The sequence below is a fragment of the Streptomyces sp. NPDC002463 genome, assembly GCF_042889835.1.
In the GTDB taxonomy this organism is placed as follows: domain Bacteria; phylum Actinomycetota; class Actinomycetes; order Streptomycetales; family Streptomycetaceae; genus Streptomyces; species Streptomyces nymphaeiformis.
Window position 1 is genome coordinate 269,798 of sequence record NZ_JBIARL010000013.1, and the last position, 17,098, is coordinate 286,895.

General features: G+C 71.9%; 17 protein-coding genes. 10 read left to right on the top strand and 7 right to left on the bottom strand.

Annotated features, from left to right (window positions below; genetic code table 11):
• The first annotated feature begins 21 nt into the window (after positions 1-21).
• From ACFYX3_RS26420 to ACFYX3_RS26430, 3 genes are all read left to right on the top strand, one after another.
• Complete coding sequence (locus ACFYX3_RS26420; protein ID WP_389018012.1) at positions 22-1,359, top strand: copper amine oxidase; 1,338 nt, start codon at positions 22-24, stop codon at positions 1,357-1,359.
• Positions 1,360-1,480: 121 nt separating this feature from the next.
• A complete protein-coding gene (locus ACFYX3_RS26425) occupies positions 1,481-2,803 on the top strand; it encodes an SAV2148 family HEPN domain-containing protein (protein WP_389018015.1) in 1,323 nt (440 codons plus the stop codon).
• 87 nt (positions 2,804-2,890) lie between these two features.
• A complete protein-coding gene (locus ACFYX3_RS26430) occupies positions 2,891-3,616 on the top strand; it encodes a 3'-5' exonuclease (protein ID WP_389018018.1) in 726 nt (241 codons plus the stop codon).
• 14 nt (positions 3,617-3,630) lie between these two features.
• On the opposite strand, the gene ACFYX3_RS26435 is transcribed toward ACFYX3_RS26430, so the two are convergent.
• The 3 genes from ACFYX3_RS26435 to ACFYX3_RS26445 all read right to left on the bottom strand — a co-directional run bounded on the left by ACFYX3_RS26435 (position 3,631) and on the right by ACFYX3_RS26445 (position 7,529).
• Complete coding sequence (locus tag ACFYX3_RS26435; RefSeq protein ID WP_389018021.1) at positions 3,631-5,481, bottom strand: alpha/beta fold hydrolase; 1,851 nt, start codon at positions 5,479-5,481, stop codon at positions 3,631-3,633.
• Between the two features lie 313 nt (positions 5,482-5,794).
• Entirely contained in the window at positions 5,795-6,625 is an 831-nt protein-coding gene (locus tag ACFYX3_RS26440; protein WP_376591063.1) for an alpha/beta fold hydrolase, read from the bottom strand.
• Positions 6,626-6,671: 46 nt separating this feature from the next.
• A complete protein-coding gene (locus tag ACFYX3_RS26445) occupies positions 6,672-7,529 on the bottom strand; it encodes a phosphotransferase enzyme family protein (protein WP_389018026.1) in 858 nt (285 codons plus the stop codon).
• 146 nt (positions 7,530-7,675) lie between these two features.
• Between ACFYX3_RS26445 and ACFYX3_RS26450 the strand changes: the two genes are divergently transcribed.
• From ACFYX3_RS26450 to ACFYX3_RS26480, 7 genes are all read left to right on the top strand, one after another.
• Complete coding sequence (locus ACFYX3_RS26450; protein ID WP_385665008.1) at positions 7,676-8,623, top strand: carbohydrate ABC transporter permease; 948 nt, start codon at positions 7,676-7,678, stop codon at positions 8,621-8,623.
• Positions 8,620-9,462 carry a carbohydrate ABC transporter permease gene (locus tag ACFYX3_RS26455; protein ID WP_389018031.1) on the top strand — a complete coding sequence of 281 codons (843 nt, stop codon included), beginning with the start codon at positions 8,620-8,622 and terminating at the stop codon, positions 9,460-9,462. The genes ACFYX3_RS26450 and ACFYX3_RS26455 overlap by 4 nt, the downstream gene beginning before the upstream one ends.
• Complete coding sequence (locus ACFYX3_RS26460; RefSeq protein ID WP_389018034.1) at positions 9,459-10,751, top strand: ABC transporter substrate-binding protein; 1,293 nt, start codon at positions 9,459-9,461, stop codon at positions 10,749-10,751. Before ACFYX3_RS26455 ends, ACFYX3_RS26460 begins: the two co-directional genes overlap by 4 nt.
• A gap of 138 nt (positions 10,752-10,889) precedes the next feature.
• Positions 10,890-11,444: a DUF1697 domain-containing protein gene (locus ACFYX3_RS26465; RefSeq protein WP_389018037.1), complete on the top strand. Its 555-nt coding sequence runs from the start codon at positions 10,890-10,892 to the stop codon at positions 11,442-11,444.
• A 74-nt stretch (positions 11,445-11,518) separates the two neighbouring features.
• A complete protein-coding gene (locus ACFYX3_RS26470; protein ID WP_376591075.1) occupies positions 11,519-12,145 on the top strand; it encodes a DsbA family protein in 627 nt (208 codons plus the stop codon).
• A gap of 195 nt (positions 12,146-12,340) precedes the next feature.
• Complete coding sequence (locus ACFYX3_RS26475; protein ID WP_389018041.1) at positions 12,341-12,859, top strand: hypothetical protein; 519 nt, start codon at positions 12,341-12,343, stop codon at positions 12,857-12,859.
• Between the two features lie 55 nt (positions 12,860-12,914).
• Complete coding sequence (locus tag ACFYX3_RS26480) at positions 12,915-13,487, top strand: TIGR03086 family metal-binding protein (protein WP_389018044.1); 573 nt, start codon at positions 12,915-12,917, stop codon at positions 13,485-13,487.
• A 35-nt stretch (positions 13,488-13,522) separates the two neighbouring features.
• Here the strand turns inward: ACFYX3_RS26480 and ACFYX3_RS26485 are convergent, their stop codons facing one another.
• From ACFYX3_RS26485 to ACFYX3_RS26500, 4 genes are read right to left on the bottom strand one after another with little or no spacing between them, the layout of a single operon-like run.
• The gene (locus ACFYX3_RS26485; protein ID WP_389018047.1) at positions 13,523-14,266 is read right to left on the bottom strand and encodes a sirohydrochlorin chelatase; all 744 of its coding nucleotides are present in this window, start codon (positions 14,264-14,266) and stop codon (positions 13,523-13,525) included.
• Between the two features lie 8 nt (positions 14,267-14,274).
• A complete protein-coding gene (locus tag ACFYX3_RS26490; RefSeq protein ID WP_389018050.1) occupies positions 14,275-15,159 on the bottom strand; it encodes an ABC transporter permease in 885 nt (294 codons plus the stop codon).
• Positions 15,146-15,940 (bottom strand): ABC transporter ATP-binding protein, encoded by a 795-nt coding sequence (locus ACFYX3_RS26495; RefSeq protein WP_116158245.1) that lies wholly within the window; start codon positions 15,938-15,940, stop codon positions 15,146-15,148. The genes ACFYX3_RS26490 and ACFYX3_RS26495 overlap by 14 nt, the downstream gene beginning before the upstream one ends.
• A gap of 33 nt (positions 15,941-15,973) precedes the next feature.
• Positions 15,974-17,080, bottom strand: coding sequence for an aliphatic sulfonate ABC transporter substrate-binding protein (locus ACFYX3_RS26500; RefSeq protein WP_389018053.1), 1,107 nt, complete (start codon positions 17,078-17,080; stop codon positions 15,974-15,976).
• Positions 17,081-17,098 lie beyond the last annotated feature (18 nt).

Consider the following 17,098-nt stretch of genomic DNA (forward strand, 5'->3'; position numbering starts at 1 on the left):
CGTACGAGGGAGTACGTCCCCATGTCCACCACGCGCAACCAGAACCGGCGCACCCGCAAGCGGGGCGCCGTCCTGACCGCAGCCGCCCTGCTCGGCACCGCCACGGCCGCCGCCGGACCCGCGACCGGAGCGGTCGCCGTCCCGAGCCCGCCGTCCCCGACGCGGGCGGCGCCCGCGCAGAACACGCCCGACTGCTCGGCCGCGTACCGCATCACGCAGAAGCTCGACGGCGGCACCACCTGGCGCATGTGCTGGCGCTACGACACCGACGCCGGGCTCACGCTCGACCGGGTCACCTACCAGCCGCCCGGCGCCGCCGCGCCCATCCGCGTCCTCAACAGCGCCCGGCTCGCGCAGATCCACGTGCCGTACGACGACGGCGGCGCCGAGTACGACGACCTCACCGGCGCCGGTTTCGGCTGGGGCCTGCAGAACCTCAAGCCGGCCGAGTGCCCCGGCGGCACCCTCACCACGATCAAGGTGGCCGAGGTCGGCGACGTCAAGGGCCTGTGCACCACCACGCGGGCACGCGGGCACGCGTACCGCATGGCCAGCGACAACGGCTCCAAGGTGTGGGCGGCGCAGGCCAAGGACCTGCTCGTCTACACCGTCAACAAGGTCGGCTGGTACGAGTACATCACCGAGTGGCGCTTCACCGCCGACGGCACCATCGGCGCCAACGTCGGGGCCACCGGCAGCCTCTCGCCCGTCGACTACAACGCCACCGACGGACGCGGCTGGCCCCTCGGCAAGGGCGCCCGCGGCTACGCCACCAGCCACGCCCACAACGTCTTCTGGAAGCTCGACTTCGGCCTCGACGGCTCCACCAAGGACCGGATCGAGCAGTTCGACTCCACCGTCACCGCGGCCCCGGCCGCCGGCGGCGGACCCAAGGTGAAGACGACGCGCACGACCGTCACCAAGGAACTCGCGGGCGACGCGAAGAACATGCGCTGGTGGCGGGTGGTCAGCGGCACCGGCAAGAACGCCGACGGCCACGCCCGCTCGTACGAGATCGTGCCCGGCCACACCGACACCCACGCCGGCCGGCCCTTCACCAAGCACGACGTCTACTTCACCCAGGCGCGCGCCTGCGAGAAGTTCGCCAGCAACAACACCGGCGACTGCGCGGCGGGTGCCGGTGACAGCGTCGACAAGTGGGTCAACGGCGAGACCCTGACCAATCCGTCCGTGTGGGTCAACATCGGGTTCCACCACATCGCCCGGGACGAGGACCAGCAGCCGATGCCGGTCCACTGGCAGGGCTTCCAGCTCGTGCCCAGGGACGTAACCGCTATGAATCCGCTCACTCCGGCCGATCTCGCCTCCCAGAACGGGCAGCCGGATCTGGGGAGTTGAGGAAGCAGCCTGACGATCCTGCTGCACCGCCTCCCGCTCGCGGAGTACCCTTCCTTGATCGTTGTCACATGGTCATCCTGTCCGCCGGAACGGGTGTCCGGGAGCAGAAGGCGGTGCGCGGGTGAGCTCGGGAGGTCTGGAGCTGCCCCCAGGTGACGCGGGTCACGAGGGGGGCCCGGCCGACCCCGCAGAGGCGCCGCCCGGTGCGGCCGCGCCGCCGGGCGCGGCCGTCCCTCCGGGCGTGGTCCTGCCGCCGGGGACGGTCGTGCCGCCCGGCACGGTCACCGTCGGACGGCCGGTGGAGATCGGGGCGGAGCTCGACTGGGGCGCCGAGGCCTGGAGCGAGGTCCGCACCCGGGCCCAGCGCGCCGGCCGCGCCTACATCTGGCTGAACCTCGTCGAGCAGCGGCTGCGGGCCGTGGTCGCCGCCGTCCTGCGGCCCGTGTACGAACCGGTGCACGGCGAGGAGTGGGTGGTGGCCGCGGCCGGACCGGCCGGCCAGGAGTGGGTCCAGCGGGCCGTCGCCGTCCGCGAGGTCTCCCGGCGCAAGGGGTACCTCCTCGACCCGGCCGACGACAACGTGCTGAGCTTCCTCACGCTGCCGCAGCTGCGCGAGCTGATGGTGCAGCACTGGCCGTGCTTCGAGCCCTACTTCGACGACCGGCGCGAGGTCGAACTCGCCCTCGACGAGCTGGAGGTCACGCGGAACGTGGTCTCCCGCAACCGGGCCCTCTCGCTGACCGTCCTCGCCCAGTCCGAGCGAGCCTCCGCCCGCATCCTGGAGATCCTCGGCAGCGGCGCCGGGGTGCCCTCCGCCGACCGGCTGCCCGTGGACGCGGTCGAGGACCTCGTCGGCGACCGGTACGCGGACGTCGTCTCCGTCCATCCCGACCGCGTCCGGCTCCAGCGGCAGCTGCCCGCCGAGGACCTCTTCGGCGGGGCGCGCCGCCTCGACGCCACCGGCATAGGCCTCAACCTGCTCGTGCAGAACTTCTCCGGCCGCCGCATGGTCCGGCTCGCCGAGTCCGGCTGCCGGACCCGGCTCCTCTTCCTCAACCCCGCGAGCAGCGCCGTCAAGCGCCGCGAGCGCGAACTCGGCCTGAAGAAGGGCGAGCTGAGCCGCTCGGTCGAGATGAACATCCTGCACATGCGCCGGGTCCGCTCGAAGCTGCGCGACCCAGGGGCCTTCCAGATCCACGTCTTCGACGAGACCCCCCGCTTCACCGCGTACCTGGTGGACGGCGACGGGCCGGACGGTGTCGGCGTCGTCCAGTCCTATCTGCGCCGGGCCCGGGGCATGGAGGCCCCGGTCCTCGTCCTGCGCGGCGGCGGCCGGAACGTCGTCCGGCACGGACAGTCCGCACGTGACGGAGATCACGGACTTTTCGAGACGTACCGGGAGGAATTCGAGTCCGTCTGGCTCGACTCCCGGCCCGTCTCCTGACCCCTCGCCGGGGGCGGCCGGGGGCGTTGTCAGTGGTGCGTGCGAGGGTGTTCAGCACCACGGGGGAGATCACGTAAGGAGGACCCGATGGCTTGGCACGGCTCGACCCTTGTCGGCTTCGATCTGGAGACGACCGGCACCGAACCGCTGGAGGCCCGTATCGTCACGGCCTCGATCATCGAGGTCGACGGCGGCGGACAGGTCAGGAACCGGCGGGACTGGCTCGCCGACCCGGGCATCCGCATCCCGGAGCAGGCCTCCGCGATCCACGGCATCAGCACCGAGCGCGCGGCCGCCGAGGGCCGGCCGGTGCGGGAGGTCGCCGACGAGATCGCCGAGACCCTGACCGGCTACTGGAAGCAGGGCGTGCCCGTCGTCGCGTACAACGCCTCCTTCGACCTCACGCTCCTCGCCGCCGAGCTGCGCCGCCACGGGCTGCCCTCCCTGGAGGAGCGGCTCGGCGGGACGGCCATCGGCCCGGTCGTCGACCCGTACACCATCGACCGGGCCGTCGACCGCTACCGGCGCGGCAAGCGGACACTGGAGGCGGTCTGCGGGGAGTACGGCGTGGTCCTCGAAGCCGCCCACCAGGCCGCGGCCGACGCGCTCGCCGCCGTCCGGGTCGCCGTCGCGATAGCCGAGCGGCACCCGCAGGTCGCCGCCCTCGACCCGGCCGAGCTGCACGAGCGCCAGATCGCCTGGTACCGCGTGTGGGCCGAGGACTTCCAGGCCTTCCTGCGCCGCAAGGGCGACGCGGAGGCGGTCGTCGACTCCACGTGGCCCTTGCGCGGGACGGTCGCGGCGACGGTCTAGCCGTCAGGCGGTCGTCAGCCCAGCGGCAGCTTCAGGTGGGCGGCCCCGCCGTCGACGGACGTGATGGTGGTCGTGCCGCTGTCGGCCCCGGCGTCGGTGAGGGCGTCGGAGTAGAGCTGGTCCTTGCTGTTGACCACGAGCATGAGGCGGTGGCCCGCGGCCAGGTCGTAGCCCGCCGCCTGGAGCCTCCAGGTGGCCGTCCGGTCCTCGCCGGGAGTCAGGTCCGTCAGGGTGAGGGGCTCGTGGGTGATGATGCGCGCGGTGTCGTCGGCGCTGACGTCGAAGAGGTAGGCCACGAGCGTCGCCGAGGCGGCGCTGCTGCGGACTCCGAGCGTGAGCTCGGGGACGCCCCGGATGCGTCGGGCGGTCCCGTTCGTGTCGGCGTCGAGCGGGGCGCTGGTCCAGACGGCGAGGTGCCGGCGGTCGAACTTGTCCGTGGGGTAGGTCTTCGGGGTGCCCTTCCACTCGGCCTGGCCGGTGGTGACGAGGGCGTCGACCGCGGTGGCGTCCGTGAGCTCCCCGGCGGTGAACTCCTGCTTCCAGCCGGTCTCCGCCTCCCCGGCGAGGCCGCCGTCACGGCTGTCGGAGCCGACGGAGGTCAGGTACCAGGACTCGGTGGAGGTGGTGACCTCCGCCCAGGAGGACTTGGGCTCGCGGACGGCGGGCTCGGTGATGACGGTCTTCCCGGTCTCCGGGTCGGTCCGCGTCTGGTAGGTGAACATGATCTGGTTGTTCACCACGGGCCACTCGGGCACGCCGTTGGCGGCGCCGAGCACATGGTGGTCGAGCCAGGCGAAGGCCTCCTCGACGGGAAGGTTCGGCCCGCTGAACGGGATGGTCAGCCCGGCACCCTCAGGCGCGGCATGGTCGCCGATCCACAGGCTGAGGTGCTTGGGCACGGTCAGCTGCTCGAAGTGGTCGACGACCTGGTTGGCCGGGAACAGCGTCTCGTGCCACGTGTTGGAGAAGAACGTCGGGACGTTCCGGGCGTTGGTTTCGGTGAGGTAATGGGCCGGCGCGCGCTCCGTGGCCCAGTCCACCACCTTCTCCATGTTCGTTCCGGCCTCGAAGTCCTCCAGGAGCTTCAGGGTGGGGGCGTCGAACTTCCGCTCCTTGGGACCGCCGGTGAGCTTGACCAGGGCGTCCACGGCCTTCAGGTGCCGGGTGCCGTTGTCGTAGAGGCTGGTGGAGAGGTTGCCCCAGGTGCTCAGGGCGACGACCGCGTCGACGCGGTCGTCCGGGTCGTGCGCCGCGACGAGCTGGCTGATGCCCGAGCCGTACGACTCGCCGAGGAACGCGATCTTGCTCGGCTCGAAGTACTGCCGCGCGTAGTCGATGACGGTGGAGCCGTCGTACCAGTCGTTCGGCCCGGCGACGTCGATCGTGCCGCCGGAGGTGAAGAACGCGTCGACGTAACCGCCGCCGGGGAGGGGGAACGTCTGCCCGATGCCGCGCGGGGTGTACGCGAGGACGTGGTAGCCGCGCATGGCCAGCTGGAGGTACGCGTACGCGAAGATGGTCCAGCCGAGCGGCGTCCAGCCTGCCGGCACGATCACGACCGGGCGGGGCTCGTCGCCGTTCAGCTTGATCGTGAACGCCGACAGGCGCACTCCGTCATGCGCCTGGATCCTCGGGAGGTCGATCGTCGCCCTGGCCTGTACCTGCTCCACCAACTGCTGGAGCTCGGGCGTGAGCAGGGTCCGCTCCGCCGTGCCGCTCAGCGTGGCGACCAGCGCCTGGGCCAGGTTGGCGGCGGCCGGGTCGAGCTCGGTGGCGGAGGCGTAGATGCCGTGGTCGGCGATCCGCGCCACCTGGGCCGCGGTGACCGCGGTGATCTCGTTGTCGTCGTCCTGCGTGCTGCTCACGATGCCGTCCTCTCGCTGGGGCCGGCCCGGCGGATGCCGCGCGGGCCGGCGCATACGGGGTGCCTGGACGTCCCCACCGGGGCCCTGACCTTCCGGCCCGCGGGGCGGAGACGTCGGCATCGTTCCAGCTCAGACGGCATGGCAGCGCGGAAAGTGGCCACGGCCCCGGCTGCCCGTGCCGGCGGCGGACTCACTCTCCTGGAGGGTTTGAAACCGCCCCCGCCGACCCCGCCCACGGAAACGGTCACCATCCGCCGACCTTCCGACGGAAGCGATCACCCGAGATCAGCGGTGATCGACCGGAACCGGTCCTTCAGGAGTTCTCCTTGAGGAAGGACAGCAGCAGCTCGTTCACCTTCTCCGGCTGGTCCAGCTGGAGCCAGTGGCCCGCGTCCTCGACCCGCTCGTAGCGCCACGAGCCGGCGACGTACTCGCCCGTCCCGGACATCGAGCGCTCGGTGAGGAAACGGTCGCCGGTCGACCACACACCCATCACCGGGACCGTCTCCGGCAGCGGCACCGCCGGCGGTTCGGGGCCGAACTGGACCTCCGCCGACAGGCCCGCGCGGTAGATGTTCAGCGCGGCCGTCAGCGCGCCCGGCGCCCGCAGCGACTCGATCACGGCCTCCGCGTCCGGGTGCTCGCCCAGCATGTCCCGCAGGTGGGCGTGGTCGTCCCGCGCCAGCCAGTCCTCGGCGACCCCGGCCAGCTGGAACAGCAGCATGTACCAGGAGCGCTGCTTCTGCTCCCAGCCCGCCGACCGGATCGACGCCAGATGGCCCACGGACAGGATGCTCAGGCTCCGCACCCGGTCCGGGAAGAACTGGGTCACGGCCTGCGCGACGCCCGAACCCCAGTCGTGGCCCACCAGATGGACCCGGTCGAGGTCGAGCTGCGCCAGGAGCTCGATCAGGTCGCCGACGTGCTTGCCCGGGTGGTACGCCTCCACGCCGCCCTCGGGACGCTCCGAGGCACCGAAGCCGCGCAGCGTGGGGGCGACGGTGCTGAAGCCGGCCGCGTTCAGCGCCGCGACCTGGTGCCGCCACAGGTGGTGGCTGTCGGGGAAGCCGTGCACGAGCAGCACGGCCGGTCCCTCCCCGCTCACCTCGACGTCGAGGGTCACCTCGGACAGTTCGACACGCATCTCAACACCCCGTTCGTCACCGGCCGGTTCGACCGGCACCATGATGTCAGAACGGGTACCAGCGCACCTCGGGGTCGCCGTCCCGCAGCGAGGCCACCCGCCGCTCGAACTCGGCGAGCGCCTTCGGGTTCGACGGCGCGTGCTGCGCCACCCACGCGCAGCTCGCGGTCTCCCGCGCCCCGCGCAGCACCGCGCACCCCTCCCACTCCCGGACGTCCCAGCCGTACGCCTCGGTGAAGGCCCCGTACGCCGCCGGGTCCAGGCCGTACCGGTCCCGGGAGAGGGCCAGGACCACCAGGTCGTGCTCGCGCAGGTCCGAGGAGAAGGTCTCCAGGTCCACCAGGACCGGCCCTTCGGGGCCGACGTGGACGTTCCGGGGGAGGGCGTCGCCGTGGATCGGGCCCGGGGCCAGGTGCGGGGTGAGCGCGGCCGCCGCCGGGGCGAAGGAGTCGCGCCGCTCCCGCAGGAACGCCGCGTCCGCCGGGTCGATCGCGTCCCCCGCGAGCCGCAGCCACCGCTCGACCCCGCCGAGCAGCTCACGCCGGGGGAGCGTGAACCCCGTCGGCTCCGGCAGCGCGTGCACGGCCCGGAGCAGCGGGGCCAGGTCGCGGGGCTCCGTCGCCCGTACCGCGTCCGGCAGCCGGTGCCACAGGGTGACCGGATGCCCGTCCACGAGCCGCGGCTTCTCCTCGGCGGCCCGGACCGCCGGGACACCGGCCGATTCCAGCCAGGTCGCCAGCGCGAGCTCCCGCTCGGCCCGCTCGAACAGCTCCGCGTCCCGGCCGACCTTCACCACCAGATCGCCCACCGCGAAGACCGCGTTCTCGCCGAGGGCGAGCAGCCGCGCCTCCGCGACCGGCAGCTCCGCCCCGGCCAGGATCTCCCGTGCCCGCGCCTCGTCCATCGACCTCTCCCTCACCTGTGCGTTCGAGCCAAAGTCTCCCATCCGCGCAGCTCGTCCCGCGGAGCGCCTTGACGGTCCCCCGGCCGGTCAGGACCATGACTGGGTTCCCACGACGGCGTCATCAGACAACAGACGGGGGTCCGATCGTGAGCTCCGTGACCGCGACGAAGCGGCCCGGCAGAGCGCGCGCACCGCGCGCCGCCGCCCCCGGGGCACGACCGCGCGGCCCCGACCCCGGTGCCTGGTTCCTGGTGCTCCCGGCCCTCCTGCCGATCCTCGTCCTCAGCGTCGGCCCGCTCCTCTACGGCATCGCGCTCGCCTTCACCGACGCCCAGTCCGGCCGTGTCCAGGCCACCCGCTGGGTGGGCACCCTCAACTTCCAGGACCTGCTGCACGACACCCTCTTCTGGGAGTCCTTCCGCATCGGCGCGGTCTGGGCCGTCGGGGTCACCGTCCCGCAGTTCCTGCTCGCCCTCGGCCTGGCCCTGCTGCTCGACCAGGACCTCCGCCTTCGCCGGCTCGCCCGGGCCCTCGCCATCGTCCCCTGGGCGATGCCGGAGGTCGTCGTCGGCATCATGTGGCGGCTCGTCTACAACCCCGACGCCGGCATCCTCAACGAGACCCTCCGGAACCTGGGCCTCGGCGAGGGCCACGACTGGCTCTCCGGGCTCGCCACCGCCCTGCCCGCCGTCATCGTCGTCGGCGTCTGGGCCGGCATGCCGCAGACCACCGTCGCCCTGCTCGCCGGACTCCAGAACACCCCGCGCGAACTCCACGAGGCCGCCGCCCTCGACGGCGCCGGCGCCTGGCGCCGCTTCCGCACCGTCACCTGGCCCGCGCTCCGGCCCGTGGCCCTCGCCATCACCGCCCTCAACCTCATCTGGAACTTCAACTCCTTCGCCCTGGTCTACGTCCTGACCAACGGTGGACCGGGCGGCCGCACCCGGCTCCCCATGCTCTTCGCCTACGAAGAGGCCTTCCGCTACGGGCAGTTCGGCTACGCGGCCGCCATGGGCTGCGTGATGGTCGCCGCCGTCTCCGTGCTCATCGCCCTCTCCCTCGTGCGCCGTCTGAAAGGGGACCAGGACCGGTGAGCGCCCTCCGGACGAGCGGGCCCGCGCGCGGGGGGCAGTACCTGGCCCTCCTCGCGTACCTGGTCTTCCTCGCCTTCCCCTTCCTCTGGCTGCTCTCCACGGCCTTCAAGCCCGCCCCCGAGCTGTCCTCGCTGCACCCCACCTGGATCCCGAAGGACCCCACCCTCGACAACTTCCGGCAGGCCTTCGACGAGCAGCCGCTGCTCGGGGCCGCCGCGAACAGCCTGCTCGCCGCCGTCTGCGCCGCCTTGATCGCGGTGGCCGTCGCCACCCCGCTCGCCTATGTGACGGCCCGCCACCGGGGCCGGCTCGCCGGGGCCGCCACCGGCTGGGTGGTGATCAGCCAGGCCTTCCCCTTCGTCCTCGTGATCATCCCGCTCTTCCTCGTCCTCAAGAACCTGCACCTGATCGACAGCGTTGCCGGCCTCGTCCTGGTGTACGTGGTCTGGTCGCTGCCCTTCGCCCTCTGGATGCTCATGGGGTACGTGCGGGCCGTCCCGGCCGAGCTGGAGGAGGCCGCGGCCGTCGACGGCGCCGGCCGGATCCGTACCCTCGTCTCGGTCACCGCCCCGCTGCTCGGCCCGGGCATCGTCGCCACCGCGCTCTTCGCCTTCGTCACCGCCTGGAACGAGTTCTTCTTCGCCCTCGTCCTGCTCAAGACCCCCGAGAAGCAGACCCTGCCGGTCGTCCTCACCCACTTCCTCGGCGCCGAGGGCGTCGCCGACCTCGGCCCGCTCGCGGCCGCGGCCTTCCTCGCGACCCTGCCGTCCCTCCTCGTCTTCGCCCTCCTCCAGAAACGGATCGCGGGCGGCACGCTCGCCGGGGCGGTGAAGTCATGAGACGGCTCCTCGGCCTCGTCGCCTCCCTCGCCCTGCTCCTCACCGGCTGCGCCGCCGGCGACGACGGTCCCGACGACGGTGTCGTACGGCTCCGATTCCAGTCCCTGGCCTGGCAGAAGGAGTCCGTCGACGCCAACCGGCAACTGGTGGACGAGTGGAACGCCGGCCACCCCGGCGTCCAGGTCGACTACGTCCAGGGCAGCTGGGACTCCGTCCACGACCAGCTCCTCACCTCCTTCGAGGGCGGCGAGGCGCCCGACATCATCCACGACGCCTCCGACGACCTGGCCGACTTCGCCTACGGCGGCCGACTCGCCGACCTCCGCCCGCTGCTGCCCGAGCGGCTGCGCGCCGACATCCCCGCCCGCAGCTGGGAGACCACCACCTTCGGCGAGGGCGTCTACGGAGTGCCCTTCCTCCAGGAACCACGCGTCCTCATCGCCAACCGGAAGATCCTGGAGTCCTCCGGAGTCCGCGTCCCCACCCCGGAGAAGCCCTGGAGCTGGAGCGAGTTCCGGCAGATCGCCCAGGACCTCACCCGCACCATGGGCCCCGGCCGGTACGCGGTCGCCTGGCCCCTCAAGGAACCCGTCTCCGTCAGCCTCAACCTCGGCGTCTCCGCGGGCGGCCGGCTCTTCCACCGGGACCCCGACGGCCGGGTCACCGTCGACTTCACCGAGGCCGACGGCATCGTCCCCGGTACCGTCCACGACCAGGTCGCCACCGACCGGAGCGCCCCGCGCACGACGCTCGGCAGCGGCGGCTCCGACACCCTCCCCGGCTTCTTCGCCGGCAAGTACGCCATGGTCCCGCTGGGCTTCGCCTACCGGCAGCAGATCGCACAGCAGGCACCCGAGGGCTTCGAGTGGACCGTGCTGCCCGCGCCCGCCGGCGACGAGGGGCTCGCCCAGGGCGTCTCCCCGCAGACCCTGTCGATCGCCGAGGACAGCCCCCACAAGAAGGAGGCCGCGCAGTTCCTCGACTTCTTCCTGCGCCCGGCGAACATGGTGCGGCTCGCACGCGGCGACTGGATGCTGCCCACCGGCGCGGCCGCGCTCGCCGACCCCTCCCTGCACACCGCACGCGACGGCTGGGCGACCGGGGCGGCGGTGGCGCGGCACCTGCGGCCCGCGCCCGCCCAGTCCGTGCGCGGCTATCCCGAGTGGAAGGACAAGGTGGCGACCCCGGCCTTCCAGGAGTACTACAGCGGCGCCATCGACCAGGCCGAGCTGCGCAGACGCCTGGTCGAGGACGGCAACCGGGTCCTCGCCCGCTATCAGCGCAGATGACGGATTCGTCATTACGAAACATTGTTGAATAAGTCACAGATGGGTGAAGGGTCTTCTCCGCGCCCCCGTCATCGGACAGTGTTCGAACCGGCCATCGTGCCGCCCCCCACGAGGCGCGGTGGCCATACATTGAGGTCCATGACGAAGACGTACGCGGCCCTGCTCCGCGGCATCAACGTGAGCGGCCACCGCAAGGTCCCCATGGCGGAGCTCCGGAGCCTCCTCGAAGGGCTCGGGCACACGGACGTCCGCACCTACCTCCAGAGCGGCAACGCCGTCTTCACCACCGACACCGGCGCCGGCGAGGACGAGTTGCGGGCCGCCCTCGAAGACGCCATCGAGGAGCGCTTCGGCTTCCGGGTCGACACGCTCGTCCGCGACGGCGACTACCTCGCCGCGGTCGCCGCCGCCTGCCCCTTCCCGGCCGCCGAACTGCAGGGCAAGCAGCTCCACGCCATCTACTACTCCGGTCCCGCCGACCCCGAGCGCTTCGCCGCGATCGACCGCGAGGCCTTCCTGCCCGAGGACTTCGCCCTCGGCGACCGCGTGCTCTACCTCTACGCGCCCGAGGGCCTCGGGAAGTCCAAGCTGGGCGAGGTGGTCTCCCGCCCGTCCGTCGTGAAGGGGCTCGTCGCCACCGGCCGGAACTGGAACACGGTGCTCAAGCTCATCGAGATGACGCACGAGGACTAACCTCGAATTGGCCCAGTGGAACGATCGTCCAATGGCCCGTGGAACCGGGCCATCTCCGGACTAGATTCATGGTCATGACGAACACCGAGACCAAGAACCGTCCGACCGTCGACTTCTACTTCGACCCCGCCTGCCCCTTCGCCTGGATCACCTCCCGCTGGATGCTCGAGGTCGAAGCCCACCGGGACATCGACCTCCGCTTCAAGGTCATGAGCCTGTACTTCCACAACGAGGGCAACACCCTGCCCGACTGGTACCGCGAGCTCGTCGACGCCTCCATCGGCCCCGTCCGGGTGGCGGCCGCCGCCGCCGAACAGCACGGCGAGGAGATCCTGCGCCCGCTCTACACCGCGTACGGCACCCGCATCCACGAGAAGAAGCAGAAGGACTTCGACGCCGTCATCGCCGAATCCCTCAACGAGCTCGGGCTCGCCCCCGAACTCGCGGCCGCCGCGCACGACCCCTCCTACGACGAGCTGGTCCGCCGCAGCCACGACGCGGGCAAGGAGTCCGAGGAGGAGGGGTACGTCGGCACCCCGACGATCCACGTCGACGGCACCGTCTGGTTCGGCCCGGTCCTGCGCGCCATCCCGCGCGGCGAGGACGCCGCCGAACTCTTCGACAGCTTCCGCGTCCTGGCCGGCCACCCGGACCTCTTCGAGCTCAAGCGCACCCGCACCGGCGGCCTGGACTTCAGCTAGACCGCCCCGTCCGGGCAGGTCGGGAAGCCGGAAGCCCCGTACTCCAGGCAGCCGTCACGGGTTGATCCGACCGGTCGGATCTTCCGGTGGGTCGCGCCGTGAGGCTCCGGGCGACGGCCGGGCCGAGGTTATGCATATGTCGCCGGACCATTCGTCTCCGGACCGTCCATGAGCATCGACCTCAGGAGCCCCACCATGCGCCCCATCAGAGCAGTCCGCCTCGGCACGGCCACCGCGCTCGCCGCCCTCATCGCCTGCGCCCCCGTCACCTCCGCCGCGGCGGACGCCGGTTCCGCCCACGGCAAGAGCCACGGCAAGGGCCAGGGCCGGGTCATCACCCTCATCGGCAGGCTCGCGGAGCAGACCCGCTACCCCGTCAACCCCGGCGGCGTCCCCGCCGCCCAGGGCGACCGCACCGTCGTCCGCTCCGACCTCTACGACCTGGACGACAACCTGGTCGGCGAGACCGGCGGTCACTGCACCACCACCCGGGTCGCGAACGGCGGAGCGGAGGAGTGCGTCGTCACCTACACCCTCCCCGGCGGCCAGATCACCGTGCAGGGCATGCTCTTCGGCTTCCTCAACCCGGGCCCGGCCCCCTCGTTCGACAACGCGATCACCGGCGGCACCGGGGAGTTCGACCGGGCCCGCGGCTCGGTCCACGCCGACACGATCGGCGTGGGCGTGCGGCGCTTCACGATCACCCTCCGCTGACCGGCTGTCGCGAAAGTTCAAGACCGGGCGGCCGGGCGGCCCGTAGCGTCGGGGCATGAACGAGATGCACACCCACCTCACCGTCTGCGCCGCCGAGGCGCGCCGCGTCGCCCGCGCCGTCACCGTCGAGCAGCTCGGCGAACCCTCCGTCTGCACCGACTGGACCGTGCGCGAACTCGCCAACCACCTGGTCCTCTACTCCGCGCACGGCCTCGAACACCGGGCCCTGCGCACCCAGCTCCCCGAGGAGACCGTCCAGCGGGACTTCGCCGGAGAGGACGGCTGGGCCGAGGCGTACGCGGCCCAGCTCGACCGGGCCCTGGCCGCGTGGGAGCGGCCGGAGGCCTGGGAGGGGGAGGTCGACATGGGCGGCAGCGCCATGCCGGCCGGGGAGATCGCCGCCATGCTCGTCGAGGAACTCGCCCTGCACGGCTGGGACCTGGCCCGCTCCACCGGGCAGGACTTCACCCTGCCGGAGGAGACGGCGGTCTTCCTGCTCGGCGTGGTCGAGCGGTACGCGGAGATGTACCGCCAGTACGAGGGCTTCGCCGCGGTCGTCGACGTCCCCGACGACGCACCGGCCCTCGACCGCGCCCTGGCGATCAGCGGCCGGAACCCGAAGATCTGAGCCGACCCGGTGATCAGCGGCCGGAACCCGAAGGCCTAAGCCGTCCTGGCGACCGCGCCGTCCACCGCGTGGGCCCCGTCGTACCGCTCCAGGAGCAGGCGGGCCAGTTCGGGGGAGGGGCCCAGGACGTCCGCCAGGACGTCGGCCCCGGCCGCGCCCGCCGCGATGCGGTCCGGGAGGCGGCCCGGGGCGATCACGTACGGGGCGACCGCCACCCGCCGGACACCCGGCTCCGTGCGCAGGGCCCGGACGGCGTCCTCCGTACGGGGGAGAGATGCGGAGGCGAACGCGGGCCGCACGGAGCACCAACCGGTGCGCCGCAGCTCCCGCGCCGTTTCTGCGATCACCGCGATCGCCTCCGGGTCTGTGGAGCCCGCCGAGGCCAGGACGACCCCGGTCGCGCTCTTGTCGGCGGGCGTGAGGCCCGCCTCATACAGCCGCCGCTCCACCGCCGTCATCAGCAGCGGCGACGGGCCGAGGACCTCCGCCTGGCGGATGCTCAGGGAGGGGGGCGCCTGGCGCAGTACGGCGGGGATGTCGGCCTTCGCGTGGAAGGCCCGGGTCAGGAGGAGCGGCAGGGCCACGACCTCCCGTACCCCGTCGGCGGCGAGGCGGTCCAGGACCCCCGGCACCGACGGCAGGTTGAAGTCCAGGAACGCCGTCTCCACGCGCAGCCCCGGCCGCAGCGCACCGGCCCGGCGCACGAGCGCCTGGACGGTCGCCGCGTGCCGCGGGTCGCGGCTGCCGTGGGCGATCACGAGGAGGACAGGGCGGTTCATGGTCCGGTTCAGCCCTTCGCGAGCAGGCCGCGGCGGCGCAGGACCGCGCGCTCCAGCGGGCTGAAGACGAGCAGGTCGATGGCGATGCCGACGGTCAGGATCAGGATGATCGCCAGGAAGATCCCGGCCATGTCGATGTTGTTGCGGCCGTTCTCCAGGAGCTGGCCGAGGCCGAGGCCCAGGTCCGGCGAGGAGGCGATGATCTCCGCGGCCATCAGCGAGCGCCAGGAGAACGCCCAGCCCTGCTTGAGGCCGGCCAGGTAGCCGGGGAGCGCGGCCGGCATCACGATGTACCAGGCGCCCTTGACGCCCGTCGCGCCGAGCGTCTGCCCGGCCCGCAGGAAGAGCGGCGGGACCTGGTCGACGCCGGCGACGAGGCCGTTGGCGATCGACGGGACCGCGCCGAGCAGGATCACCGCGTACATCATGCTGTCGTTGAGGCCGAGCCACAGGACGGCCGGCGCCACCCAGGCCACCGAGGGCAGCGACTGGAGGCCCGCGAGGATCGGGCCGATCGCCGCGCGCACGAACTTCACGCGGGAGACGAGCAGGCCCAGCGGGGTGCCGATCGCGAGCGCCAGGACGAAGCCGTACAGGGCCCGGGACACGCTGGTCCACAGGACGCTGAACAGCGTTCCCTCCCGCCACATCACGGTCAGGCTGTCCCACACGGCGGACGGCGCCGGAAGCTTGTACTCGTCGGTGACCTTGAAGGACACCAGGAGCTGCCACACCACCAGGACGAGCACGACGGCGACGACCGGCGGGAGCACCTTCTTGACCAGCACCTGGCGGACCGGGGTCCGGTCGACGTTCACGGTGTCGAGGGCGTCCAGACCGGCTTCGAGACCGGCGAGGTCGTCCGTGTTCGGACTGATGTCAGTGCTGGCCATGACGGCGGATCTCCCCACGCAGGTGCTCGGTGATCTCGAGGGACAGCTCCGCGACGGCGGAGTCCTCGATGCGGCGCGGCTGAGGGATGTCGATGGTCCACTCGTGCGCGATCCGGCCGGGCCGGGACGAGAGGAGGACGACGCGCTCGGCCAGCCGCACGGCCTCGCGCACGTTGTGCGTGACGAAGAGCACCGACAGCTTCGTCTCCCGCCAGATCCGGGTCAGCTCGTCGTGCAGCACGTCCCGGGTGATGGCGTCGAGCGCGGCGAACGGCTCGTCCATCAGCAGCAGGTCGCTGTCCTGGGCGAGCGCGCGGGCCAGCGCGACGCGCTGCCGCATGCCGCCGGACAGCTCGTGGACCCGCTTGTCGTACGAGCCGCCGAGCCGGACGAGGGTGAGCAGCCGCTCGGCCTCGTCGCGGCGCTCGGCCTTGGGCACCCCGCGCAGCCGCAGGGCCAGTTCGATGTTCTTGCCCGCGGTGAGCCACGGGAAGAGGGCGTGCTCCTGGAACATCAGGGCCGGCCGGCCGCCGGGGGTCTCGATGGACCCCGCGGACGGCCGGTCGAGCCCGGCGACCAGGTTGAGCAGCGTGGACTTTCCGCAGCCCGAGGCGCCCAGGAGGGTGACGAACTCGCCGGGGGCGACATCGAGCGAGATGTCGTCGAGGACGAGCTGCCCGCCGGCGGGTCCGCCGAAGGACTTGGAGACATGCTCGATGCGGGCGGCATGGGTCACCGCCGCACGGTCCTCGGCCTTGGCGAGCGTCGCGGTCGTGGCCATGGTCGTCACCTCCTGGGGATCAGCTGCGGGCTGTTACTTCGCGCCGAGACCGGCGTCGGAGACCTCGGGCTGACCCGCGGCCTTCAGGACCTTGTTGAGCGGCTTCAGGTCGTAGATGCCGGACAGCTCGGGCTTCTCCAGGAGACCGGCCTTCACCGCGTGGTCGGCCTGGGCCTGCAGGGTGGCCGCCAGCGGGTCGTTGGTGAACTGGATGGACGGCCACGCGGCGTCGATCACCTTCGCGCCCAGCGCCTTGCCCGAGAGCTCCTTCAGCTTGGCGTTGGCGGAGGCCTTCGCCTTGTCCTGGTTGGCGTTGATCCACTCGTTGGTCTTCACCGAGCCGCGCAGGAACGCCTCGACGACGTCCGGGTGCTCCTTGAGGAACTTCTGCGACACGATGATGTTCGTGATGACGAACTTCTTGTCGGGCCACAGGTCGGACTCGTCGAGCAGCACCTTCGCCCCGTCGGCGACCAGCTTGGACGCCGTCGGCTCGGGCACCCAGGCGCCGTCGACGGCACCGGAGGCGTAGGCGTTCGGGGTGACCTTGTTGTCCGTGCGGACCACGGAGACGTCGCCCTTGCCGCTCTGGGCGTCGACCTTCCAGCCCTTCTCGGAGATCCAGTTGAGGAAGGCCACGTCCTGCGTGTTGCCGAGCTGCGGGGTGGCGATCTTCTTGCCCTTGAGATCGTCCAGGGTCTTGATCTTCGCCGGGTTGACCACGAGCTTCACGCCACCGGAGGCGGCGCCGCCGACGATGCGGAGGTTGGTGCCCTTGGTCTTGACGTAGCCGTTGATGGACGGCGAGGGGCCGATGAAGCCGATGTCGATCGATCCGGCGTTCAGCGCCTCGATCTCGGACGGGCCCGCGTTGAAGGTGGTGGGGACCAGCTTGGTGCCGCCCAGCTCCTTCTGGAGGATGCCCTCCTGGTCACCGACGAGCGCGGTGGCGTGGGTCAGATTGGGGAAGTACCCGAGCCGTACGGTGTCGGCGGAGAGCTTCTCGCCCTCGGCGGCCACCTTCTTCTCGTCGTTCTTGGCCTCGGAGCCGTAGCCGCAGGAGGCGAGGACGCCGATCAGCAGCGGCAGGGCGGCGGCGGCCAGGCCGCGGCGCAGGGTGGTACGGGTGGTGGCAGGCACGGGTGGTCCCCTCGGTTC

What these genes read in the sequence shown, in the direction of transcription:
- ACFYX3_RS26465 (WP_389018037.1), top strand. Translation starts at nt 10,890, where the DNA reads ATGACGAAGACGTACGCGGCCCTGCTCCGCGGCATCAACGTGAGCGGC.
- ACFYX3_RS26485 (WP_389018047.1), bottom strand. Translation starts at nt 14,266, where the DNA reads ATGAACCGCCCTGTCCTCCTCGTGATCGCCCACGGCAGCCGCGACCCG.
- ACFYX3_RS26430 (WP_389018018.1), top strand. Translation starts at nt 2,891, where the DNA reads ATGGCTTGGCACGGCTCGACCCTTGTCGGCTTCGATCTGGAGACGACC.
- ACFYX3_RS26420 (WP_389018012.1), top strand. Translation starts at nt 22, where the DNA reads ATGTCCACCACGCGCAACCAGAACCGGCGCACCCGCAAGCGGGGCGCC.
- ACFYX3_RS26440 (WP_376591063.1), bottom strand. Translation starts at nt 6,625, where the DNA reads ATGCGTGTCGAACTGTCCGAGGTGACCCTCGACGTCGAGGTGAGCGGG.
- ACFYX3_RS26470 (WP_376591075.1), top strand. Translation starts at nt 11,519, where the DNA reads ATGACGAACACCGAGACCAAGAACCGTCCGACCGTCGACTTCTACTTC.
- ACFYX3_RS26480 (WP_389018044.1), top strand. Translation starts at nt 12,915, where the DNA reads ATGAACGAGATGCACACCCACCTCACCGTCTGCGCCGCCGAGGCGCGC.
- ACFYX3_RS26490 (WP_389018050.1), bottom strand. Translation starts at nt 15,159, where the DNA reads ATGGCCAGCACTGACATCAGTCCGAACACGGACGACCTCGCCGGTCTC.
- ACFYX3_RS26495 (WP_116158245.1), bottom strand. Translation starts at nt 15,940, where the DNA reads ATGGCCACGACCGCGACGCTCGCCAAGGCCGAGGACCGTGCGGCGGTG.
- ACFYX3_RS26445 (WP_389018026.1), bottom strand. Translation starts at nt 7,529, where the DNA reads ATGGACGAGGCGCGGGCACGGGAGATCCTGGCCGGGGCGGAGCTGCCG.
- ACFYX3_RS26475 (WP_389018041.1), top strand. Translation starts at nt 12,341, where the DNA reads ATGCGCCCCATCAGAGCAGTCCGCCTCGGCACGGCCACCGCGCTCGCC.
- ACFYX3_RS26460 (WP_389018034.1), top strand. Translation starts at nt 9,459, where the DNA reads ATGAGACGGCTCCTCGGCCTCGTCGCCTCCCTCGCCCTGCTCCTCACC.